Source organism: Hymenobacter endophyticus (assembly GCF_032464715.1).
GTDB lineage: Bacteria > Bacteroidota > Bacteroidia > Cytophagales > Hymenobacteraceae > Hymenobacter > Hymenobacter endophyticus.
On sequence record NZ_JAWDJT010000002.1, the window covers coordinates 21535 to 43914 of the forward strand.

Sequence of the window (22380 nt, forward strand, 5' to 3'; positions counted from 1 at the left end):
TGACTATGACAGTATAATTCATGTACGAAGCCTACGCGGCTGCTCGCGGTGCGCTTCGCTACATTCAAGGTTGTTGCAATAGGTGTGTGAAAATCCCGTGGGCGTTGTCTACGGGTTTTTTGCGTTTATAAGCTTGCCGTTTGCTGGGCAACCAAAGCAATGCCCTCCGCGAAGGTGTGGGGCCGATATCCTAAGTTTTTACGGGCCTTATCAATGATAAAGCCTGTACGCAACGGGCGCTGGGCCGGCTGAGTAAAGGTGCTGGCATCCACGGGGGTTATCAGGGAGGCGTCCAGCCCAAAGTGCTCGGCTACCTGCAAGGCCATCTGGTAAGGGGTGAATAGCTCGGACCCGCTGATGTGGTAGATGCCCGTGGCATTGTGCCGGGCCGCCAGCCAGCAGCCTGTAGCCAGGTCCTCAGCCAGCGTAGGTGTGCGCAGTTGGTCATTTACTACCTTAATGGGCTTACCGGCCCGCAACGAGTCGTGCACCCAGGTCACAACGTTGGTGCGGCCGTACGCGTGTGCGGTACCATACACCAGCACCGTGCGCAGAATTACCCACGGTGCTTGGCAGGCCTGCACCAACCGCTCGGCGGCCACTTTGCTGCGCCCGTAAAAATTAACGGGGTTAGGCACGGCATTCTCGTCCAGAGGACCCGTTTCGCCGCTGAATACAAAGTCGGTGCTTAGGTGTAGTAAATGCGCCTGATGCTGCTCACACCCCGCTACCAGATTGGCTACGGCTGCCACGTTTTGCTGCCAGCAGGCGGCCTGGTGCAACTCGCACTCATCCACGTTGGTCATGGCGGCGGTGTGCAGTACGTGGGTGGGCTTGTGGTAGCTGAACACCTGCTCCAGCTGCGCCACATCGGTTACATCCAATGTCACAAACTGCACCTCCGGATACACCTCCGCCAGCTTGTTGTCCCCGCGAGACGTGGCCAGCAGCTGCACACCGGGCTGTTGCCGGAGCAGGGCTACCAGTTTCTGCCCCAGCAGACCGTTGGAGCCGGTTATCAGGAGTTTCATAGCTGACGGTGCGAACGGCCTAAGCCTAGTACTGATACCCGTAGAGTTCGGTGATTTTCTTTTTCTTCAGCTTTTCCACTTTCACAGTCATCTTGATGTCCGTGACGGGGCGGTTCCGCTCGGCGGCGGGCTGCTGGGCAATTTTATCTACCACATCCTGCCCGCTGATTACCTGCCCAAACACGGTGTACTGCCCATTGAGGTGAGGCGTGCCCTGGGGGTTCTGCACAATGTAGAACTGGGTGGCGCTGCTCATGCGCTGCGGATTTACAACGTCAGCGGTGCGGGCGGCGGCTACGGCTCCGCGTTTGTGCGTAAGCTCGGGGCGAATTTCGGCCGGAATACGCTTTTCATCTTCCCGACCGGCGCCGTCGTTGCTGGGCTCGTCATCTTTGGAATTCAGGTCGCCGCCCTGCACCATAAAGCCCGGAATAATGCGGTGAAACGTGGTGCCGTTGTAGGCGCCGCTTTCGGCCAACTTCAGGAAATTGGCCTTATGCAGCGGCGTCTCGTCAAACAGCACCAGCCGGATGTCGCCCTGGGTGGTACTGATGGTAACAACCTGATCTTTCTTGCTTTTGCGAGGCTTGCCAGCCGCTTGCGCAAAAGAGAAAGTGAAACCAATGAACAAGCTTAGCCAGAAGGCCCGAAGCAGAGAAGTAGGCATGACAGGAAGTGAAGACGGGTTTGTACGGGCAAAACTACACGCTTTTGAAGGGGAAGGTTACGCCCTTAGCTCACCGCCTGCTATTGGCAGCATCACATAGCTGCTCCAGTACTCGTGGCCAGCGGGTAGCCGGTCAAACTATTTTCTTCGCGCCTACGGCTCAGTTCCCGCTTTTACGTATGCGGAAGCCATTGCCATTTCTTCATGCGCCCGACTATGTCCCAACCTCTCCCCTCCACTACTGCCCCAGCTCACTGGTTTCCCAAGCTCCTGTTGGCCCTTTACCTCGTCGAGTTTGTTGCCCTGGGCATCAATCCTGCTGACCGGGGCACGTGGTGGGCCGAGAACGTTCCGATTCTGCTGATTGTGGGGGCTTTGGTAATTATGTACATGCGTGGCCTGCGGTTTTCCAACCTCGCTTATGCCCTCATGAGCGTACTCATTTTTATGCACACCGTAGGCGGGCACTACACGTTTGAGAAAGTGCCATTCGACTGGTTTAACAACCTGTTCGGGTTCAAGCGCAATATGTATGATCGGGTAGCGCACTTCTCGGTGGGCTTTTACGCCTACGCTCTTATTGAATACACCGACCAGCGCGACCTTATCCGTAGCCGTTTCCTGAGCTACCTGCTACCCTTGTGCGTGATTGGTACCGTGGCCATGAGCTACGAGCTCATTGAGTGGGTGTACGCTGAGGTAGCCGGCGGCGACGCCGGAGCCGCCTTCCTGGGCAGCCAGGGCGACATCTGGGATGCCCAGAAAGACATGCTGGCCGATACCAGCGGGGCCGTGTTTGCGCTGGTTCTGTACGCGCTGTTTGGTCGAGGCAAGCGTTAGCCTGGGCCGGCGTCCAGCATTTTTAGTGCAGCCTGGGCTAAGCCATTATCGGGATACTCAGCTAGTACTTGGTGATAATAGCGGCGAGCCGACTCTCCCTGCCCAAGTTGAGAGTAGCAAAACGCAATGTTGTTCAATGCCATTTCCCGATACTCCATTTGGCTGGTGCTCAACATTAGAATATAACGCCACTTATCCAGCCATTTTTTCTCTGAGAAGTAAGCATAGCTCTGCTCGAAATGCGGAATAGCATTCAGAAAGTCATCCTTCCTGATTAACTGCATTCCCCGCTGCTGATACCTACCTAGCGTAGTGCGAAGCGTCCAGCTCAGTAAATATGCCGCCAGCATAGCAGGCAGTAAACACTGGATAAAATCCAGGGAGGAAATACCCGTACCCAACCAAGCCAGAAGTACGATTAATCCATAAAACACGACATACGCAATCCAGGATATATTTCTGACTGTTGGCGTTTTGACCATAGGATTCTATACAATAAAGCTGATTAAAATTGTTTTTTTACGCAGTTGTCATCCTGAGTTTGCGAAGGACCTTATCACGCATGAACAGGTCGTTCTAACATAATAAGGCCCTTCGCAAACTCAGGATGACGTACGGTACTGTCCTTACTCCCGCTCCCGCCGGATATCGTTTAGGATTTGCTGACCACCACGGGCCAGAATGCTTTCGGCCAACTGGATGCCGGTTGCTTCGGCTTCGGCGGGAGTGGCGGTGCGGGTTTCTTCGAGGAACTGCTGCCCATCAAGGCTGATGAGGCCGGCATGGAGCTGCAAGCTGGTGGCATCGGGGCTGAGCGTGGCCAGGGCGAAGCTGGGGATGCTGCAACCGCCTTCCATGGTGCGCAGAAACGCCCGCTCAGCGGCCAGGCACACGTGGGTGGCGGCGTGGTCGAGCGTGCGGTGCAGCTCGGTTTTGAGGGCGGGCTCCAGGCTGCGGGCGCACTCAATGGCTACGCTGCCTTGCCCGGTGGCCGGGATAAACTGGTTTTCGGGCAGCACGTGGCGGATGAGGCCATCGTACTCCATACGGTGTACGCCGGCGTAGGCCAGCACTAGGGCGTGGTACTGGCCTTCTTCCAGCTTGCGCAGGCGGGTTTGCAGGTTGCCGCGGGCTTCGGCGGTGGTAGCGTGGGGCAGAAAACGCTTCAACATAGCCTTGCGGCGGGTGCTGCTGGTGCCTAACACCAGGTCGGGGCGCTGCAGGTCCAGGTTGGCATCAAAGCTCACCACCACGTCGTTCACCCGCTCCCGCTCCATAAAGGCCAGCAGCTCCAGGTCGGCGGGAATGGTGCTTTGCACGTCCTTGGCGCTGTGCACGGCAATGTCGATGTGGCCGGTACGCAGGCTTTCTTCCAGCTCTTCGGTGAATACGCCCTTGGCCCCGATTTTATCCAGAGAGCGGTCCAGCACCACGTCGCCTTTGGTGGTGATGATGACGATTTCGGACGTGATGCCGGCGGCTGTGAGGCAGTCGGCTACGTGGTGGGCCTGCCACAGCGCCAGCTTGCTGCCGCGGGTACCAATGCGAACGGAAGTTTTCAACTTGGAAACGAATTCAAAAACGGTGATACTTGGCGAATCAAAACTGCCTCGGGCCTTCGCCTCTGCAAAGATACGCGCCCCTGCCAAGCCAGTCGGCTATACGCAGTTTAGCAGTAGCTATACTAAGTTAGCAAACTGTATTTTGCTCGATTACAGCCTGAAAACAGGGTTTTCAGCTTTGTTGCCGCTTGCTTTTCAGAGCCGCAGCAGCTCTGCCACGCGCAGGGAAATATCCAGAAATACCATGCGGGGGCTGGCGTTACGCTCGATGTGATAGTGCGCCTCGTTCAGCTCCTCGGCCAGCTGGGAAGCGTTGCGGGGCGTTACGAAGGGGCTGAATCCTTTCACGAAGCCCTGCTCCTGCTGGGGCAGGTGGGGCACCAGCTGGGCATCCAGCCCGAACAGCAGCACTTTGCGCATGAGCGTGAGGGCGTATTGCAGAAACTCCTTCTGGTTTTCCCGGCCCAGCTTCTGAAACTCGTCGCACTTTTCCAGCATGTCGGCCACTTTGTTGGCGTAGCAGGCGCGCATCCAGGCCACAAACAGGGCGAAGTAGTCGTGCTCTTCCTGGCCGGAAGCCTGGGCAGCCAGGGCCGCCCCAACGTTGCCTTCGGTAAGCTGGGCCAGCTGCCGGGCCTTCACCTCGGGTACGTGCTGCACGTCGCGCAGCCAGTTGGTCAGTTCCGTTTCGGGCACAGCGCGTACTACTACCGGCTGCACCCGGCTGATGATGGTGGGCAGCAACTGCTCGGGGGAATTGCTGACCAGCAGAAAGATGGTGGCGGATGGCGGCTCTTCCAGCAGCTTTAACACGGCGTTGGCAGCGGCGGGGTGCATAAGCTCGGGCAGCCAGATAACTACCAGCTTGAAGCGGGCCTCGAAGGCCTTGAGGCTCACCAGCCGCAGCAGGTTCAGGCTTTCTTCCTTGGAAATATTGCCTTGCTTGTTCTCCGCCCCAATGTGCTGCATCCAGTCGTTGAGGCCCTGGTAGGGGTTCTGGAGCACAAACTCCCGCCACTCGGCCGCAAACTTGCTGCTCACGGCATCCTTGGTTACCGCCTTGGTGGTGGTAACCGGCAGGATGAAGTTGAGGTCGGGGTGAATGAGCTTGTCGATTTTCTGACAGCTGGCGCACTGCCCGCAGGAATCCTCCGCCTCCAAGGTACGCGTCTCGCAGTTCAGAAAGGCTGCGTACGCCAACGCCAGGGCCAGCGTAGCCGAGCCCTCAGCCCCGCGAAACAGCTGGGCGTGGGCCACGTGGTTGCGCCGCACGCTGCCCACGAGCACCTGCTTTACCTGCTGCTGACCGGGAATTTCGGAGAAACGCATTGATTCAGCTTGTTCAGCAACGACAACTTACAACTCTACGCCCGGTTGGGGCGCGGCTGGTGCAGCCCGCTCCCACACCCGGTCTTTGGCGGTGGCATCGTACACGTGCTGCATAATGCCCTGCTCCACGGCATCGTATTGCAGCTGACGGCGGGCCATAACGCGCTCCGCAACCTCCGTTACTTTGGGCAGCTTGAAGGTTTCGAAGCCGGCGGCCCCGCCCCAGCTGAAGCTTGGGATGAAGGTGCGTGGGAAGCCCGCCCCGAAGATGTTGGCCCCCACGCCCACCACCGTGCCGGTGTTGAACATGGTGTTAATGCCGCACTTGCTATGGTCGCCCATCATGAGGCCGCAGAACTGCTGGCCGGTATTCACGAAACGGCCGGCCGAGTGGCTCCAGATTTTGACGGGAGCGTAGTTGTTCTTGAGGTTGCTGGTGTTGGTATCGGCCCCCAGGTTGCACCACTCGCCAATTACGGAGTTACCCAGGTAACCGTCGTGGCCCTTGTTGCTGTAGCCCAGCAGGATGCTGTTGCCCACTTCGCCGCCCACTTTGGAGTAAGGGCCCACGGTGTTGTCGCCGCGCATTTTAGCCCCGGCGTTGATGTGGCTGCCCTCGCACAAAGCCAACGGCCCGCTGATGATGGCCCCCTCGTGTACCTGAGAGTTGCGGCCGAGGTAGATGGGGCCGTTTTCGGCGTTGAGGATAGCCGCCCGGATTTTCACGCCCGGCTCAATGAAGATGTTTTCAGGGGCATACACGATGGTGTGCTTGTCCCCCACGGGCTCCGACTGCCGCCCCCTGGTCAGCAAATCAAAGTCGCGGCGGATTTCGGCCCCATTGCGCAGAAACAGGTGCCACACGGCCTGGATGGCGGTTACCGGCTCCAATACGTCGCGGGTTTTCTGGAAGCCTTCCTGAATCAGTTCGGCTACCTGGGTGGCATCGGCTAAATGGGCAGCCACCAGCATTTGCTCATCAAACAAGGCCTCCCCGGGCGCCAGAGCCTGCACTTGCTGTACCAGCAAATCGTCGGGGCAGATGGCGCCGTTGATAACCAGGGCCGGACCCTGGGTGTCGCCGGCCGGGTACTTGGCCTGCAGGTAGCTTTCGGTGAGGTAGCCCACGCGCGCTACGCCCAGGCGGTGCTGCCACTTCTCGGCCAGCGTCAGGATGCCGCAGCGCAGGGCCGTCACGGGCCGGGTGAAGGTAAACGGCAGCAGGTGGGGGCGAATGGCGGGGTCGTCGAAGAGCAGAACGTGCATGGGATGTTGGCTGATAGCTCCGGCGGGCTGGGCGGGCCGCCGGAGGAATGAATGCTCAAAAATGGCAAATAAAAAACTCCCTTCGGATGAGGAAGGGAGTTTCTTGTAGAAAGCTATCAGCCAACGGCTAGTAGCTAACAGCTTACGAAAAGCTATTTTTTCTTGTAGCGGTTCATGAACTTCTCTACGCGGCCAGCCGTGTCGAGCAGAACGTTTTTGCCGGTGTAGAAGGGGTGCGACTCCGAGCTAACTTCCACCTTGATAACGGGGTAAGTTTTGCCGTCCTCCATCGTGATGGTTTCAGCGGAGTTCATCGTCGAGCGGGTAACAAACTTGAAACCGCTGGAAGTGTCCTGGAATACCACTTCGCGGTACTCGGGGTGAATGTCTTTTTTCATGGTCGTAGGGCCGTTTTACCTTGTTGCCTGCCGATTTTGCGGAAGGGACTGCAAAAGTACACGTTACGCCCGAATTTCAAAAGTCATTCCGCCCTTTTCTGGTGCTGGCCTGATACTTAACACCTTCTTAACCCGGGTTCTGGCCAGATACCCGTATACTTACTCCGTTTTCTTTCTGCCCTTCCAGCAGCTGCCTATGCCCCGTATTGCTACACTTGCCGTTATCTGCTTATTGGTGTCTGTGCTAACCTACGGCGCTACCGTTACCCTGTTCCGGGCCCAGATTCAGGGCAACAGTGTACACTTGGAGTGGAGCGCCACCGCCGAGCAGGGCGTCAGCGGGTACGAGGTGTACCGGCAGGATTACCCAGCCGATGACTTTGACCAGATTATCACCCTCAGCCCCAACGCCCAGGCACAATACCACTACACCGACCACAACATACTGCCCGCCACCGCCGGCTACGGGCCAGTTACTTACCGGCTGGCCGTACGCACCCTGGGCGGTACCCGCACCTACCACACCGCCCCTGCTCAACCCGAAGACAACCTGGTGGCCCGCTCCTGGGACACCATTAAGCTGATGTTCCGGTAAGAGAGCAGCTGAGTAGCGGAGTTACTAAGTAAGTTTGAGAGGCAGTTTATCAGCTTCAGTGCGCGTTTTTCCGCTTTCAATACCCTGCGCGACGAAACCCGCCTGCCTTCTACTCCCCTACTCTCACACTCAGTTACCCTTCCTCATGCGCCTCTGCTTTGCCTCCAATAATGCCCATAAGCTGGATGAAATTCGGCCGCTGCTGCCCGCTACCGTTGAGCTGCTTAGCCTGGCTGATATTGGCTGTGAGGTAGAGCTACCCGAAACCCAGGACACGCTGGAAGGCAACGCCCGCCAGAAGGCTCAGTATGTGTGGGACCATTTTGGGGTAGCCTGCTTTGCTGATGATACCGGCCTGGAGGTAACGGCCCTGGGCGGGGAGCCGGGCGTGTACTCGGCCCGGTACGCCGGTCCCCAACGCCTCAGTGAAGACAATGTGCGGAAGCTGCTGCAGGAACTCCAGGGCCAGCCCGACCGCTCGGCCCGATTCCGAACGGTGGTAGCGTTGGTGCTGCCTGGAAACGAGGTGCATGAGTTTGCCGGAACCGTGGAAGGCCACATAACCGAAGCCCCCCAGGGTACGGACGGCTTCGGCTACGACCCTATTTTTCAGCCTGCGGAGGGCGACGGCCGCACCTTTGCCCAGATGACGCTAGCTGAGAAGAACACCATCAGCCACCGCAGCCGCGCCGTACAAGGCTTGGTGGGGTTTCTTGCCGGCAACTAGCCCGCACTAAATCGGGGTGGTTTGGCTTTCCGGCAATGCCTTATAAGCCAGCCGAACCTTAGGCGACGTAGCGGCCAGCGCCACAATTTCAGGTATTCGCCTCTGTGCTCAGCTAGATTTCTTACTTTTGCAGGGTTGGCCCCGCCGGTACGGGCCTATTCCCACCCCCATGCAACACCCTTTCATCGTCGGAATTACGGGCGGCAGCGCCTCCGGCAAAACCACCTTTTTGCGCCGGCTGCTGGCTTCGTTTCCCGAAGAAGAAATCTGCCTGATTTCGCAGGACAACTACTACCACCCCCGGGAAAGCCAGACGGTAGATGCCCAGGGCGTCACTAACTTCGACTTACCCGGCAGCATAGATTCGGCGGCATACGCGGCCGATGTACTGCGCATCAGCCAGGGCCTGGAGGTGCGCCGCCAGGAGTACACCTTCAACAACCCCAACGTGGTGCCCGCCGAGCTGGTGTTCCGGCCCGCACCCATTGTGGTGGTCGAAGGCATCTTTGTGTTCTACTTTGAGGAAGTAGCTAAGCTGCTGGACTTGAAAGTGTACATCGATGCCCGGGAGCATGTGAAGCTGCAGCGCCGCATTGTGCGCGACCGGGACGAGCGGGGCTATGACCTAGAGGACGTGCTGTACCGCTACACCAACCACGTAGCGCCCACTTACGAGAAGTACATCAAGCCTTTCAAGCACGACGCCGATATTATCATCCCCAACAACCGCCACTTCGACAAAGGCTTGGACGTGCTGGTGTCGTTTCTGCGCAGCAAGGTGGTACAGGGCCAGTCGGCGCAGTAGTATTGCTCACAAAGCTTGTAAAAAGAGCTTCTGCCAGCCGGCAGAAGCTCTTTTTTTGCCCGGAGCAGCCCGGCCCGACGGTAGTTTTGCAGCGCCGGGGCCAAAAACCTATATTTGTAGCTCTTACCCCAATTCCGTTGCGCTTCCTTACCGCATTTTTGCCCCGTCTGCGTTTTGCTCTCATCACGGCCACGTTGCTGATGGTGCTGGGGCTGAACCACCAGGCCGTGGCGACGCTGCGGGTGCTGCCGGCCGGCCACCAGGCCCGCCTGGAAGCCGGGCCCCGCACGGCAGTAATCAAGCAGCGGGTGACCCTCGAAGCCACCTCGCCGCTGGGCTGGTATATGGCCCCGGCCACCGAGGCGTGGTTGCCGCTGCCCGTGCTACTGCCTAAGCCGCAGTGGATACCGGCCAGTCCGGCCGGCCCCCAGGTGCGGCCCAGCGCCGTTCCCGACGTTTTCCGGGCGCGGCTGCTGCTGGCCGCTTTGTCGCCGCAGGCTCCTTAGCTGATTGCCTGGGCCGTTTGCGTGGTTGACTGCTGCCGCCAGTTGAGGCGGTGAAGCAGATGTGCTGTTGGTGTATGCAGAGGGATGCGGCCCCGGGTGACGCATCAGCTTCTTTCTTTTCGGATTTATCCAACCTACTTTTTTCATGCGTAATAAAGGACTCATCATCACGCTGACCGTTCTCATATCGGCGTTGTGCTTGTATTTCCTCTCGCTCAACCTCGTTTCCAGAGGAGTGCAGCGGGATGCGGCGCGCTATGCTTCGCGCAGCGGCCAGATCAACGAAAAATCCCGCCAGCACTATCTCGATTCGGTGTGGCGGGCGCCGGTTTTCGGCCCCCTTACTTATAAGGACGTGCGGCAGTCGGAGCTGGGCCTGGGCCTGGACTTGAACGGCGGCATGCACCTGACCATGGAAGTGTCGCCGGTGGAGATTGTGCGCGCCATGAGCGGCAACTCCAAGGACCCCGTGTTCAACAAAGCCTTGGCGCAGGCCCAGGAACTGCGGAAAACCAACACCTCCACGCCGTTTACCACGCTGTTTGCGCAGTCGTTCCAGCAGGTAGCGCCCAACGATAAGCTGGCCCGCATCTTCGCCAACACCATCAACAAAGGCGCCATCGACATCAACGCCTCCAACGATAAGGTTATCAGCGAAATCAACAAACAGGTGGAGGAATCCATCGGCCGCTCGTTCAACATCCTGCGGAACCGTATCGACAAATTCGGCACCAGCCAGCCCAACATTCAGCGGGTGAAAGGCACGGGCCGCATCCAGATTGAGCTGCCCGGCGTGGACAACCCCGACCGGGTGCGGAAGCTGGTGCAAAGCCAGGCCAAGCTGGAGTTTTGGGAAGTATGGCGTCAGGATGAGTTTGCCCCTTACCTGAACCAGCTGGCCCAGGTGCTCAACGCTCAGGAAGCCGCGGCCACGAAACCTGCTACGGCCGCCGTTACCACCGACACCACGGCTACCGCTGCCGCCACGGCCGGCGACTCTTCTTCCCTGGCTAGCCAACTGGCCAAGAAAGACACCAAAGCCGCTGCCAAAACCGACTCGGCTTCCCAGAAAAACGTACTGGCCAGCCTGTTCACCATGCCCGGCAAGCTGGGCGTGAACCTGCGCGACACGGCCCGCATGAATGCCGTGCTGCGCAGCCCCGAAACCCGCTCGGTACTGCCTTCCAACCTGACCTTCCTGTGGGCCGCCAAGCCCGAGGCCATCAGCGGCCAGGAATACCTGGAGCTCTATCCCATCCGCAAAAGCACTACCACCGAAGCGCCCATTGGCGGCGAGGTTATCAGCGACGCCAAGGGTGACTTTGACGGCGTAAGCGGCCGGGCCGAGGTGAGCATGCAGATGAACCCCACCGGGGCCCGCAAGTGGCAGCGCCTGACGGCCGCCAACATTGGCCGCCAGATTGCCATTGTGCTCGATGACTACGTGTACTCGGCGCCGGTGGTGCAGTCGGAAATTGCCGGGGGTAGCTCCAGCATTTCGGGCAACTTCCAGATTGAGGAAGCACAGGATCTGGCCAACACGCTGAAGGCCGGTAAGCTGCCCGCGCCCACGCGCATTGTAGAGGAAGCCGTAGTAGGTCCGTCGTTGGGCCGCGAGGCTACCAACCAGGGCCTGTTCTCGGTAATTGGCGGTCTGGGCATCATCATGCTGTTCATGGCCGTTTACTACGGCCGCGCCGGCTTGGTAGCTGATGCCGTGCTGCTGTTCAACTTGTTCCTGATTATGGGCGTGCTGGCTAACTTCCAGTTTGCCCTCACCCTGCCCGGTATTGCGGGTCTGCTGCTGGTAATTGCGGCCTCCGTGGATGCCAACGTACTGATTTTCGAGCGAATCCGGGAAGAGCTGGATCATGGCCTGCAGCCCACCGACGCCATCAACAAAGGCTACTCGCGGGCAACTACGGCCATCTTCGACTCCAACGTAACCCAGCTGATTATTGCCGTTATCCTGGGCTTCTTCGGTACGGGTCCGGTGCAGAACTTCGCCATTACCCTGGGTATCGGCGTGTTCACCTCCTTCCTGTCGGCGGTGTACGTGTCGCGCCTCATCATTGAGCGCATGGTGAAGAACAACAGCGCCAAGTCGCTGAGCTTCAGCACGCCGCTGTCCAACAACCTGTTCAAGAACATCAATCTGGACATCGTGGGCAAGCGCAAAATTGCCTACACCTTCTCCACCATCTTCATTGTTATCGGCTTTGTGCTGATGTACATCCAGGGTGGGCCTAACCTGGGCGTTGACTTCCGTGGGGGCCGTGAGTACATTGTGAACTTCAGCAAGCCGGTAGTGGCCTCCGACGTGCGCGACCTGCTGACGCAGGATTACTTCGGCGGAGCTGGTACGGAGGTAAAAACCTTTGGGGCGGAAAACCGCCTGCGCATCACCACCGGCTACATGGCTGCTGATGAAAGCCTGGATGCCGACAAGCAGGTGGAGGCCGCTATGTTCAAGGGCCTGAACAGCAAGTACAACAGCCTCAACCCCACCAAGGTAAGCTCCTCGAAAGTGGGCGCTACCATTGCCGACGACATCAAGCGGACTTCTGTATTGAGCTTGGGCCTGACGCTGCTGGCCATTTTTGTGTACGTGTTGTTCCGCTTTGAGAAGTGGCAGTACTCCATGGCCGCTGTAGTGGCCCTGTTCCACGATGCGCTGCTGGTTATTGCCTGCTTCCCTATTGCCCGGGTGTTCGGCCTGAACTACGAAATGGACCAGGTATTCGTGGCGGCCGTGCTAACGACCATCGGCTTCTCCATGAACGATACCATCGTTATCTATGACCGAATCAGGGAGTACCTGCGGGAAAACAAGAACCTGACGTTTGCGCAGGTGGTTAACCCGGCCCTAAATAGTACGTTCTCGCGCACCATGATTACGTTCACCACGGTGTTCCTGGTGATGGTAGTGCTGTACGTGTTCGGGGGTGAAACGCTCCGCTCCTTCTCCTTCGCCATGATTCTGGGTATCATCTTCGGTACGTACTCCTCCCTGTACATTGCCGCCCCGCTGATTCTGGATACCTACGGCCGCAAGGAAAAAGAGCGCCTCAACACCTCCGAGTCGGGTGCTCCCAAGCTGAACACCGCCGCGCAGGCATAGGCGAGACTAGAGGCTGCGGCTCGTTACCGTCACCCCGTCTTCACCAAAAAGCCCGACCTGTCTGGTCGGGCTTTTTTGTTGCACTGCTTCGTGGTCCCCCACTGCTTTGGGGTTTCCTCCTATGCTGTGTAGACCGTAAGTAGGCCGAAAGAACGTCATGCTTCGCCTCCGGCTCTGCATGACGTTCCGGTTGATAGTAAGAAGCGTGACTGTCCACTCAGCATAGATGAACACGATACCTCCGCGGCTACTACCAGGCACGAAAAAGCCCCACCGCTTGGTGGGGCTTTTTTTATACCTATGTCGGCTACGAAATCTGGGCTTAGAAGCTGGCGGTTACGCCTTCGGCTACTACCTCTTTCACCTCGGGCACCATGCGCTTGAGCAGGTTTTCGATGCCGGATTTCAGGGTAACCGTGGCCGAAGGGCAGCCAGAGCAGGAGCCTTGCAGGTTTACGGTTACGATGCCCTCATGGTAGCTTTTGAAGGTGATGTTACCGCCATCCTGCTCCACGGCGGGGCGCACGTAGTTATCAAGCAGGTCGATGATTTTCTGGCTGGTTTGCTGGTCGGCTTCCGAGACGTCGCCGGTGGCGGCGGCCTGTTGAGCGGCGCGCTGCTCAGCAGCGGGGTCCACGGTGAAAATGGGCCCGCCGGCTTCCACGTACGACTTCAGGAAGGTGCGCAACTCGGGAATGAGTTGGGCCCACTGGTGCTCAGTGGTTTTGGTGATGGTGACGAAGTTCTGGGCAATGAACACGCGGCCCACGTAATCGAAGTTGAATAGCTCCTGGGCCAACGGCGAGTTGGCGGCGGCTTCCAGGTTGGGATAATCCACGCTCACCCCGTCAGCCAGCAGCTGGGTGTTGAGCACGAATTTCATGGATTCGGGGTTGGGGCTGGCTTCGGCGTAGATAGAAACCGGCGCAGCGGGGGCAGTGAGTTGTTCAGCCATGTTTGAAAGACTTGGAGACAAGCGTAGGGAAACCAGGCCGCAACGCGCAGCCTGCCGTGGTAAACCGCGCGGGGCGGCAATAGTTGCAAAGGTAGTTGAATAGCAGAACAAGCCTACACGACCGGAAGTGCCGCCGCTTCGGAAATGGGCCGGTGTATCTTTGCGCCTGCCTATGTTAAGCTCCCTGCTCCTAATCAGTGCCCCCCCGGCGTGGCCGCTGCTCCTGCCTTTTTTTGGTTTGTTGGCCCTAATTGCCAGCGGTCCGCTGCTGTTTCCCAGGCTCTGGGAGCATTGGTACGGGCACGTAGCCGTGGGCCTGGGTCTGCTGATGCTGGGCTACTACGGTTTCATCCGCCACGACTGGCACACTACTACCGAAACCCTGGCCGAGTACTTTTCCTTCGTGGTGCTGCTTACGGCGTTGTTCGTGGTAGGTAGTACGCTGTATTTCAACCTGAATGTGGCAGGTACACCGGGGCGCAATGTGCTGCTGCTGACGGCTGGAGCCGTATTGGCCTCCGTGGTGGGTACTACCGGCGCCTCCCTGCTGCTCATTCGGCCCCTGATCCGGCTCAACGACCAGCGCATCCGGCCCTACCACATTGTATTTTTCATCTTTATTGTGAGCAATGCGGGCGGTTTGCTTACCCCCCTCGGCGACCCGCCCCTGTTCATTGGCTTTCTACGGGGCGTGCCGTTTTTCTGGACCACCGAGCACCTACTGGTTCCCTGGCTGCTGAGCAACGGGCTGCTGCTGCTGCTGTTCTGGCTGAAGGACCGGCGCAACCCCTACCCTTCCCGCCTTTCCCGCAACGAGCAGCGCCGCGCCCGCTCGGCCAAAGGCCTGCCCCTCTTCGATTTCAATGGCCGCTACCACTGGCTGTGGCTGCTGCTGGTGCTGGGGGCCGTATTCCTCGACCCCACCCGCCTGCCCTGGCTGCCCTACCTACCGGTAGCGGGCCTCAAGGTTTCGTTTGTGCGCGAAGTAGTGCAGCTATTGGTCGCCTGGGGCTGCTACCGCACGGCCCACCCCAAAGCTCTGGCGGCCAATCATTTCAACCTGGCCCCGATGCTGGAAGTGGCGCTGCTGTTTTTCGGCATTTTCCTTACCATGATGCCGGCCCTGCAGCTAGCGGCCCACGTGGCGGCCGAGCCCGCCGTGGCCAGCCGCCTTACTCCAGGGGCGCTGTACTGGCTAACGGGCATTCTATCGGGGTTTCTGGATAATGCACCCACCTACGCGTCTTTTCTGGGGCTGAGCCTGGCCGGGCAGCAGCTTGATTTTGCCAACCCTACGCAGGTGCAACAGTTTGCGGAGGCAGCGGCCACCATGCCGCTGTTGCGGGCCATTTCCAGCGGGGCGGTGCTGTTTGGAGCCCTCACCTACATCGGCAACGGCCCCAATTTTCTGGTGCGTGCCATTGCCGAGAAGGAAGGCGTACCCATGCCCGGCTTTTTCGCCTATATCGGTCGTTACGCGTTGCCTTACCTGCTACCCGTGCTGGGCATCGTGAGCGGTTGGCTATTGTGGGGTTGATCCGGCAGCCGGGCGGGCGCGTACATTGCGCCTATGCTCCACCGGTTTACCTCTGCCTTGTTTCGCCCCATTGACATTGCTTGGTTGGTACCTTTCGGATTGGGGCGGGGTGGCTGCTGGCTCTGGAGCACGGGGCGCTATTGTGCTGGGCGCGGGGCCATTACCCGCACCAGCATCTTTCGCAGCAGAGCCCCAGCCTCGGAAATTGCGCCGACGCTGGAGAGCAATTACACCCGGTTACTGCGGGCTCGGAGCAGCATATCGGCTAGCACCAGGTTGGTCATGGCATCCACGATGGGTACGGCACGGGGCAGCACGCAGGGGTCGTGGCGGCCCCGCCCGGCCAGGCTAATAGCCTCACCCTGGTCGTTGATGGTGGCCTGGGGCTGCAGAATGGTGGCTACCGGCTTAAACGCCACCCGGAAGTAAATATCCTGCCCGTTGCTGATGCCGCCCTGAATCCCGCCCGAGTGGTTGGTACGGGTGCGTACCCGCCCGCTTTCATCGGTGTAGAACTCGTCGTTGTGCTCAGAGCCGAACAGCAGCACCCCGCTGAAGCCGGAGCCGTACTCGAAGCCCTTCACCGCGTTGATGCTCAGCATGGCCCGTCCCAACTCAGAGTGCAGCTTATCAAAAACCGGTTCTCCCAACCCGGCGGGGACGCCCCGTACCACCCCCGTTACCAGGCCGCCCACCGTATCGTGCCGGTCACGCACCTGCCGAATCAGGTCGGCCATTTGCTCGGCAGTTTCGGGGTGGGGGCAGCGCACTAGGTTGGAATCAATCAGGCTCAGATCCAGCTGCTCATAGCCTACGGGCACCTGCACTGCCCCCACCTGCGACACGTAGCTGCTGGCCCGCATACCTTCCCGCAACAGGAGTTGCTGCGCCACGGCCCCGGCCGCTACGCGGGCGGCCGTTTCCCGGGCCGAGCTGCGCCCCCCGCCCCGAAAGTCGCGGCGGCCGTACTTCTGGTCGTAGGTATAGTCGGCGTGGGAGGGGCGGTAGGCGTGCTCAATGTGCGAGTAGTCGTGGCTGTGCTGGTCCTGGTTACGGATGTACAGACTGATGGGCGTGCCGGTAGTTTCGCCCCGGAAAATGCCTGACTGAATTTCTACCTGGTCAGCCTCCGAGCGGGGCGTAGTCAGCTCGCTCTGCCCCGGCCGGCGGCGGTCCAGGGCAGCCTGAATCTGCTCCTGGCTCACGGGCAGCCCCGCCGGGCAGCCATCTACTATCACGCCAATCCCCGGCCCGTGCGATTCTCCAAAGGTGGTAATGCGAAAGAGCTGGCCAAAGGTGTTCATATGCAAAAGAGGGTGCTACAGTGAAACGGCAAGGCGGGTAACACAGGAAGCGGCCGCAAACCGTACAGCAACTCAACCTGCGCTTATAGCTGCAAGTTGGACAGGAAACTATCTATTTCACAATTTTCCTCCCTGCCTACCACCTCAGCGCCGGGCCTTCCACCACCCCGCTCCGGCTACTACCAGCAGCACTGCCACCACCAAATTGGCGTAGCGGCGCACGTCATGGTACAGATTCCGGGGCTGGGCCGTGGGGTCGGCCTCACCCAACGCGGCGCGGTAAAAAGGGTCATCGGGCTGGACCCGCAGCTGGGTAAGCACCTGCTGTTCGCCGCGTATTACGGGGCGCAAACCAGCGCGTAGCGTGTCGTACCGGGCCTGCACCGAGTTGAAATACACCATCTGAAACAGCGTATCCAATGCCAGGGGCCCCGGCCGCCGCGCCACTACCCGAAACCGGAAGCTTTTACGCCCCCCCACCCGGCCGTTTTCGCGCGTGAGACTCTGCTGTACTTCCGGGCCGTACACTTCCGCCGTGGGGCCCGAGGGCGGCGCAACTAACTGTACGGCGGCCAAATTACCCTCTCCCTCCACCGCGAAGGTGTAAGTAAAGGCTTGGCCCGTCCGGAAAGTGGTGCGGTCAATGGCTTCCTTCAACTCGTAGTTACCCACCGGCACCTGGTCGCGCAGGGGATGGGGCGGCAGAGGCAGCACGGCCACGGTGCGCGCCGCCGAGCGGTAGGTTTTGTAGCCTTCCATACGGTTATCCAAACCCGCTTCCGGCTTCTTGGCCACCCGATACTTCAGCATCTGCAGCTCTACCGCCGGGAAATTCAGCGGCTGCGTGTTCAGCGGGTACAGTTCTGCTTCCCACAGACGGTAGCGCAGAAAGGGTTTACCGCCTACTACCACGTTTTCGGGCAATACTTCCTGCTCATCAAAACCCTCCTCCCAAACGCTCCGCTGGCGCAGTTGCCGAATAATGCCGGGCAGCTGTCCAGCAAAGTTGTGGAAATTCAGTACCGCTTGATCTTGGGGTGTGAGATAAAAATACAGTCCCACATGCACGCCAGCGCCCACAAACACGCGCTGTTTGTCCGGCACCAAGGCCAGAAATGCCTGATCCTGGGGCTCCACATACTCCTGGGGCTTGGGCTTGCCAAACAGCTGATCCAGTAGTCCAATACCCTGCAAGGGAGAGGCAGCCGGGGGCTGCGCGGCCTGTTGCTGGGGGCCTACTTTAAGCGTCACGCCCCCCGATTCTGCTGTGAGCCCGTTGATTTTCATGGAGAAAGGCTTTACCACGTAGGTGCCCTCGGTATAAGCCGCGTACCGCTGGGTAATAGTCAGTTCCGAAAAAGCTTTTCCCTCCACAATGCGCGTGGTCGTCGTACTCGACTTCCCGCTTTTCTTAAAGCCCTCCACATCCGGAAAGGCTGAGTACCGCTCCAGCGGTGCGCCTCGCAGGGTAAAGCTGATAGTGAAATACTCATTGATGGGAAACGTGGCAGTACTCGTTTTCAGCGTAGCGCTGGGGGCGGTAGTCTGTTGCGCCTGCGCCCCCGGCAACCACAACAACCGGAGCAGCAGAGAAAAAACCAGAAACAGACGCATGGGCAAGCAGCAACAGGGTAGAAATCAAAGCTACCAAAAAGTAGCCTCTGCGTGCGCTATGCAGCGTAAGGCTCCGGTGGCTGCACCCTGCTGAACAACCAGTTACCAAACTACCGGTACAAGATTATGGCTTTCCTAAATCCGCAATGGCTGAGCCGGCGTATTTGCTCACATAACCACCTAACCTTTCCGGTAGCCCATAAATTCTGGGTTTCTCACAAAAACCGCCGTGCAGCGGGTGGCTTCTTATTGCCCTATTTTTTCACCCAACCAGTACCCATCATGTCCGATAACAAACTCCTCGGCAGCGACGAAGCGGAATTCGCCAAGCCACTGTACACGCCCATCAAACGGCGCTCCTTCTTTATGTACGCGGGTGCTACGGCCGGTGCCACAGCACTGCTGCTGGCTGGTTGCGACGACGATGACGACAACACCAACAACATGCCCGGCATGGTGAACGTGGGTTCGGGCAGCGTTGGCGTACTGAACTATGCATATGCTCTGGAGCAACTGGAAGCTGCTTTCTACACCCAGCTGCGCAGCGGCACTTATTATACCGGCCTAGCTTCCGGCAGTGCAGAAAAGCAAATCCTGGACGACCTGTATTACCACGAAGTAATTCACCGCGAATTCTTTAAAGCAGCACTGACTCGTGATGCTGCTTCCTCTATCATCAAACCACTGGAGCCTGATTTCTCCTCCATTAACTTCACCAACCGCGCCAGCGTGCTGGGTGCGGCCAAAGCGTTTGAAGACCTGGGAGTAGCGGCTTACAATGGTGCTGCCCGTTTCTTGGGCACCGATAACGCCGGCTTGAACTACTTGGTAGCTGCCGGTAAGATTGTTTCGGTGGAAGCCCGTCACGCTGCTATCATCCGCGACTTGCTGTCGGAAGGTTCCTTCGTCGATTCCGATGTGGTAACCATTGCCACCAATGGGCTGGAGATTTCCAAGACGCCAACGGAGGTAGCTACCGTGGCCAACACGTATCTGAAGGACGGCTCCAAGCTGAATGTTTCCGGCCTTGTGTAGTCTGGTTTCCCTTCCTACTTCCATCTAAAATTCGCACTCAGTTATGAATTTCTTCCAAATCCTCTCCGAAATCGAAAAGACAGACCCAGAAGTCTTCGAACGTTTCGATTCACGCCGTCAGGTATTTAAACACCTGACCGGCTTCGGCAAAAAAATGACGGCGGCGGCTTTGCCATTGGCAATGGGCTCCATCTTCAATAAGGCATACGGCCAAACCTCCAGCGCACCCAGCGTGAACGATGTTCTGAACTTCGCTCTGAAGCTGGAATATCTGGAAGCCTACTTCTATAACCTGGGTCTGTCCGGCGACGGCACCATCGACAACAACACGACCACGGCCACTCAGACCGCACTGCGGGCTCAGCTCAGCGCCACCAACCTGTCGTCGCTGCTCAAGATTCGTACCGACGAAAACAACCACGTGAAGTTTTTGCGTTCAGCCCTCGGCAATAACGCCATTGCTGCACCAGCTGTTTCGCAGTTCGATTTTACGGGCGGTAAAGGCAGCAACACCGGTCCGTTTGCGGGCGTGTTCACCAATGCTGCGCTGTTCCTGGCCGTAGCTCAGTCGCTGGAAGATACTGGCGTACGGGCTTACAAAGGTGGCGCCCCTTACTTGGCTTCCAACAAGGATATCTTGACGGCCGCCCTGAACATTCATTCGGTTGAGGCCCGCCATGCTTCCCGCTTGCGCACCATGCGCCGCGGTGGAGCTACAAACAATAACGCCTCGGCTACGGCTGGTGCTGGTACCGGTGCTTCGCCCAAGAGCTGGATTTCCGGCCAAGATGGCGGTGGCGCTTCGCCCGCACAAACGGCTCCTATCTACGGCGCAGGCTCGGCCCCAGCTTACACCCCTGCCGGCATTACGTTCCCTGCGGAGGACAACGTAACGCAGGGCGCTACCGGTGCGGCCCCTGGTGTAAACCTGCAGACTGCTCTGGCCTCGCTGAACTTCCCGGCCGCCGCCTTCTCGGAGGCCTTCGACGAGCCTCTGGATGTACCGACGGTTTCTACCATTGCTCGTACGTTCACCATCACGGGTAGCACGCTGTTCTAAGCGTGACTTCTTTCCAGTACCTACATCTGCAAGGATGGCCTTCACTGGCCATCCTTGTTTTGTTTAGTAGCCCATGCAACGCTGCTCGCCTACTGATTATCTTCCTGCTAGACCATCCCATCATAACAGGCTATCTTTGTTGAGTTGGAACCGACTGTTTTTCGCTCTGGTATCGCCCAACCTTTTCTTATGCACACTCCTTTTTCTCCGGCGCGGCTGCTTGCCCGCCGCTCTTTCCTTCGGGTAGCAGGTGTCACTGCTGCTACCTCGGCCCTGGTGCTAACCGGTTGCGGCTCCGATGATACCCCCACGCCAACCAGCACTACCACGGTTATAAGCCTGCCCGGCGACGACAACGGAGTACTGAACCTGGCCTACCTGCTGGAGCAATTGGAAGCTGCTTTTTACCAGAAGGTGGTTGATGCGTTTCCTACTGATTTTACGGCCGAGGATAAAGCTGCCTTTGTTGACTTGCGCGACCATGAGGTAATTCACCGTGAGTACCTCAAGTTTGCCTTGGGCAACAACATCTACGACAACGCAGCCCCTGGGTCACTGGTGTTCAATTTCTCCTCCTTCACGCTTACCAGCCGGGCCGGAGTGTATGCAGCGGCCCGCACTCTGGAGGATGTTGGTGTGGGCGCGTACAACGGAGCCGCCAAGCTGCTCTCTAATGCGAATTACCTGGTGGCGCTTGGCAAGCTGGCTTCCGTAGAGGCCCGGCATGCGGCCTTTGTGCGGGAGCAGGCCCAGCCGGGTTCCTTCGCGGCTGCCGATGTAGTAGGCACCACTGGTCTGGATACAGCCAAAACCCCTGCTGAGGTAGCCACTCTGCTAACTCCCTATTTGCCGGCCACCCTGGACGTATCCCGTCTAGCCGCTCTTTCCTAAGCTTTCAGCCCGCTGCTTTCTATGGATTTTCTTGATGCACTGGCCCGCTTGGCCACCCTTGATACCACCAATACGGCTGAAGTGCTGGCCCCTCGCCGCTTAGCTCTTTCGCGGCTGGGCCAAGCAGGCACGGCCTTGTTGCCAGCCTTGTTTACTACTCTCGTAACCCCCGCCGAGGCTGGTACCACTCAAACCCTCACCCGCCTTGACGCCTTAAAACTGGCTCTGAAGCTTGAAAACCTGCAGAACGCGTTTTACTCGCGGGCATTGGGATTAACAGCGGGCGGGCCGGCCAACCCAACCGTTTTTTTTGGTAGCACCGCTGTTCAAACTGCCATTCAAACCATCCAGACGCATCAGAGTCAGCACAGCACATTGCTTACTACGTTGATTACCAACTCCGGTGGCGCTCTTGACGCTGCTTCCCGCTACGATTTCTCGGGCAGCAAAAACGGTAGTCAAGCGGCCTTGTATCCTGATGTGTATACCAACCTGGACACCTTTTTGAAAGTAGCCCAACTGCTGGAAGATGCTGGTGTGCGCGTTTATAAAGGCCAGGTAACTGCTTTGCAGTCGGATAACGCGCTGCTGGAGGCGGCCATTCGCATGCATTCTACCGAGGCCCGGCACGCCGCCCACATCCGCACGCTCCGGCGGCAGCGGGGCGCAGTGGTTAAAAGCTGGGTTAGCCCTTCCGATACGGCTATTACCACTGCCGGCACTACTGCCGACGGCGTGTACAGCGGTGAGGCCAACACGTTGCAGTACATTACCTCCAATACCACCGTCACCAAAGTGCCGTTTGATTCCACTTTGCCCATCAACGTAGGCACGCCCGCACTCAGCGCAGCAGCTATTCTGGCCAAGGTGGCCGAAGCCTTCGATGAACCCTTGGAAGCCCAGGCTGCCGAAAGCGTCCTACAGCTGTTCACGTATTGATTTGGTAACAAGGGGGTCATACCTCACTCACACTGTATTCTCAACTTTGCCCCCGGTAACGGCCCTGAGGTAGGGACCAATACCGGGGGCAAAGTGCGTTTTATAGCAAACATTATCTACTTCAGCTTGTATTTACAGGATAACAGTTTGTATATTTCAACAAAGGCCCCAAGATAATCTAACACTTGTTAGCCTTTT

The 22380-nt window shown here is 58.5% G+C and carries 21 protein-coding genes; 11 read left to right on the forward strand and 10 right to left on the reverse strand.

What is annotated here, in order from left to right:
* Positions 1-125: 125 nt before the first annotated feature.
* A complete protein-coding gene (locus ROI90_RS02365) occupies positions 126-1031 on the reverse strand; it encodes an SDR family oxidoreductase (RefSeq protein WP_315996745.1) in 906 nt (301 codons plus the stop codon).
* Positions 1032-1056: 25 nt separating this feature from the next.
* A complete protein-coding gene (locus ROI90_RS02370; RefSeq protein WP_315996746.1) occupies positions 1057-1698 on the reverse strand; it encodes a peptidylprolyl isomerase in 642 nt (213 codons plus the stop codon).
* A 216-nt stretch (positions 1699-1914) separates the two neighbouring features.
* Between ROI90_RS02370 and ROI90_RS02375 the strand changes: the two genes are divergently transcribed.
* On the forward strand, positions 1915-2538 hold the full coding sequence (locus ROI90_RS02375) for a DUF2238 domain-containing protein (protein ID WP_315996747.1): 624 nt from the start codon (positions 1915-1917) through the stop codon (positions 2536-2538).
* Here the strand turns inward: ROI90_RS02375 and ROI90_RS02380 are convergent.
* The 5 genes from ROI90_RS02380 to ROI90_RS02400 form a co-directional block, all read right to left on the reverse strand.
* On the reverse strand, positions 2535-3020 hold the full coding sequence (locus tag ROI90_RS02380) for a tetratricopeptide repeat protein (protein WP_315996748.1): 486 nt from the start codon (positions 3018-3020) through the stop codon (positions 2535-2537). The genes ROI90_RS02375 and ROI90_RS02380 overlap by 4 nt on opposite strands.
* 144 nt (positions 3021-3164) lie before the next feature.
* Positions 3165-4100 (reverse strand): hydroxymethylbilane synthase, encoded by a 936-nt coding sequence (gene hemC / locus ROI90_RS02385; RefSeq protein ID WP_315996749.1) that lies wholly within the window; start codon positions 4098-4100, stop codon positions 3165-3167.
* A gap of 195 nt (positions 4101-4295) precedes the next feature.
* The gene (locus tag ROI90_RS02390; protein WP_315996750.1) at positions 4296-5429 is read right to left on the reverse strand and encodes a DNA polymerase III subunit; all 1134 of its coding nucleotides are present in this window, start codon (positions 5427-5429) and stop codon (positions 4296-4298) included.
* A gap of 27 nt (positions 5430-5456) precedes the next feature.
* Complete coding sequence (locus ROI90_RS02395; RefSeq protein ID WP_315996751.1) at positions 5457-6695, reverse strand: GlmU family protein; 1239 nt, start codon at positions 6693-6695, stop codon at positions 5457-5459.
* A gap of 152 nt (positions 6696-6847) precedes the next feature.
* Positions 6848-7093 carry a type B 50S ribosomal protein L31 gene (locus tag ROI90_RS02400; protein WP_315996752.1) on the reverse strand — a complete coding sequence of 82 codons (246 nt, stop codon included), beginning with the start codon at positions 7091-7093 and terminating at the stop codon, positions 6848-6850.
* Positions 7094-7289: 196 nt separating this feature from the next.
* Between ROI90_RS02400 and ROI90_RS02405 the strand changes: the two genes are divergently transcribed.
* From ROI90_RS02405 to secDF, 5 genes are all read left to right on the forward strand, one after another.
* Positions 7290-7688: a hypothetical protein gene (locus tag ROI90_RS02405; RefSeq protein WP_315996753.1), complete on the forward strand. Its 399-nt coding sequence runs from the start codon at positions 7290-7292 to the stop codon at positions 7686-7688.
* A gap of 145 nt (positions 7689-7833) precedes the next feature.
* Positions 7834-8415 (forward strand): RdgB/HAM1 family non-canonical purine NTP pyrophosphatase, encoded by a 582-nt coding sequence (rdgB, locus tag ROI90_RS02410; RefSeq protein WP_315996754.1) that lies wholly within the window; start codon positions 7834-7836, stop codon positions 8413-8415.
* A gap of 169 nt (positions 8416-8584) precedes the next feature.
* Complete coding sequence (locus ROI90_RS02415; protein WP_315996755.1) at positions 8585-9220, forward strand: uridine kinase family protein; 636 nt, start codon at positions 8585-8587, stop codon at positions 9218-9220.
* 137 nt (positions 9221-9357) lie between these two features.
* Positions 9358-9726, forward strand: coding sequence for a hypothetical protein (locus ROI90_RS02420; protein ID WP_315996756.1), 369 nt, complete (start codon positions 9358-9360; stop codon positions 9724-9726).
* 145 nt (positions 9727-9871) lie between these two features.
* Positions 9872-12847, forward strand: a complete 2976-nt coding sequence (gene secDF / locus ROI90_RS02425) for a protein translocase subunit SecDF (RefSeq protein ID WP_315996757.1) — start codon at positions 9872-9874, stop codon at positions 12845-12847.
* A 322-nt stretch (positions 12848-13169) separates the two neighbouring features.
* Here secDF and ROI90_RS02430 read toward each other — a convergent pair whose 3' ends face one another.
* On the reverse strand, positions 13170-13802 hold the full coding sequence (locus tag ROI90_RS02430) for a NifU family protein (RefSeq protein WP_315996758.1): 633 nt from the start codon (positions 13800-13802) through the stop codon (positions 13170-13172).
* A gap of 172 nt (positions 13803-13974) precedes the next feature.
* Between ROI90_RS02430 and ROI90_RS02435 the strand changes: the two genes are divergently transcribed.
* Positions 13975-15339 carry a sodium:proton antiporter gene (locus ROI90_RS02435; protein ID WP_315996759.1) on the forward strand — a complete coding sequence of 455 codons (1365 nt, stop codon included), beginning with the start codon at positions 13975-13977 and terminating at the stop codon, positions 15337-15339.
* Between the two features lie 227 nt (positions 15340-15566).
* On the opposite strand, the gene aroC is transcribed toward ROI90_RS02435, so the two are convergent.
* Together aroC and ROI90_RS02445 are read right to left on the reverse strand one after the other, a co-directional pair.
* On the reverse strand, positions 15567-16643 hold the full coding sequence (aroC, locus tag ROI90_RS02440) for a chorismate synthase (protein ID WP_315996760.1): 1077 nt from the start codon (positions 16641-16643) through the stop codon (positions 15567-15569).
* A 144-nt stretch (positions 16644-16787) separates the two neighbouring features.
* Positions 16788-18257 carry a BatD family protein gene (locus ROI90_RS02445; protein ID WP_315996761.1) on the reverse strand — a complete coding sequence of 490 codons (1470 nt, stop codon included), beginning with the start codon at positions 18255-18257 and terminating at the stop codon, positions 16788-16790.
* Between the two features lie 282 nt (positions 18258-18539).
* Between ROI90_RS02445 and ROI90_RS02450 the strand changes: the two genes are divergently transcribed.
* The 4 genes from ROI90_RS02450 (at position 18540) to ROI90_RS02465 (ending at position 22182) form a co-directional block, all read left to right on the forward strand.
* Positions 18540-19292, forward strand: a complete 753-nt coding sequence (locus ROI90_RS02450; RefSeq protein ID WP_315996762.1) for a ferritin-like domain-containing protein — start codon at positions 18540-18542, stop codon at positions 19290-19292.
* 43 nt (positions 19293-19335) lie between these two features.
* Complete coding sequence (locus tag ROI90_RS02455) at positions 19336-20352, forward strand: ferritin-like domain-containing protein (RefSeq protein WP_315996763.1); 1017 nt, start codon at positions 19336-19338, stop codon at positions 20350-20352.
* A gap of 189 nt (positions 20353-20541) precedes the next feature.
* Positions 20542-21243, forward strand: a complete 702-nt coding sequence (locus ROI90_RS02460) for a ferritin-like domain-containing protein (RefSeq protein WP_315996764.1) — start codon at positions 20542-20544, stop codon at positions 21241-21243.
* Positions 21244-21264: 21 nt separating this feature from the next.
* Positions 21265-22182, forward strand: a complete 918-nt coding sequence (locus tag ROI90_RS02465; RefSeq protein WP_315996765.1) for a ferritin-like domain-containing protein — start codon at positions 21265-21267, stop codon at positions 22180-22182.
* Positions 22183-22380 lie beyond the last annotated feature (198 nt).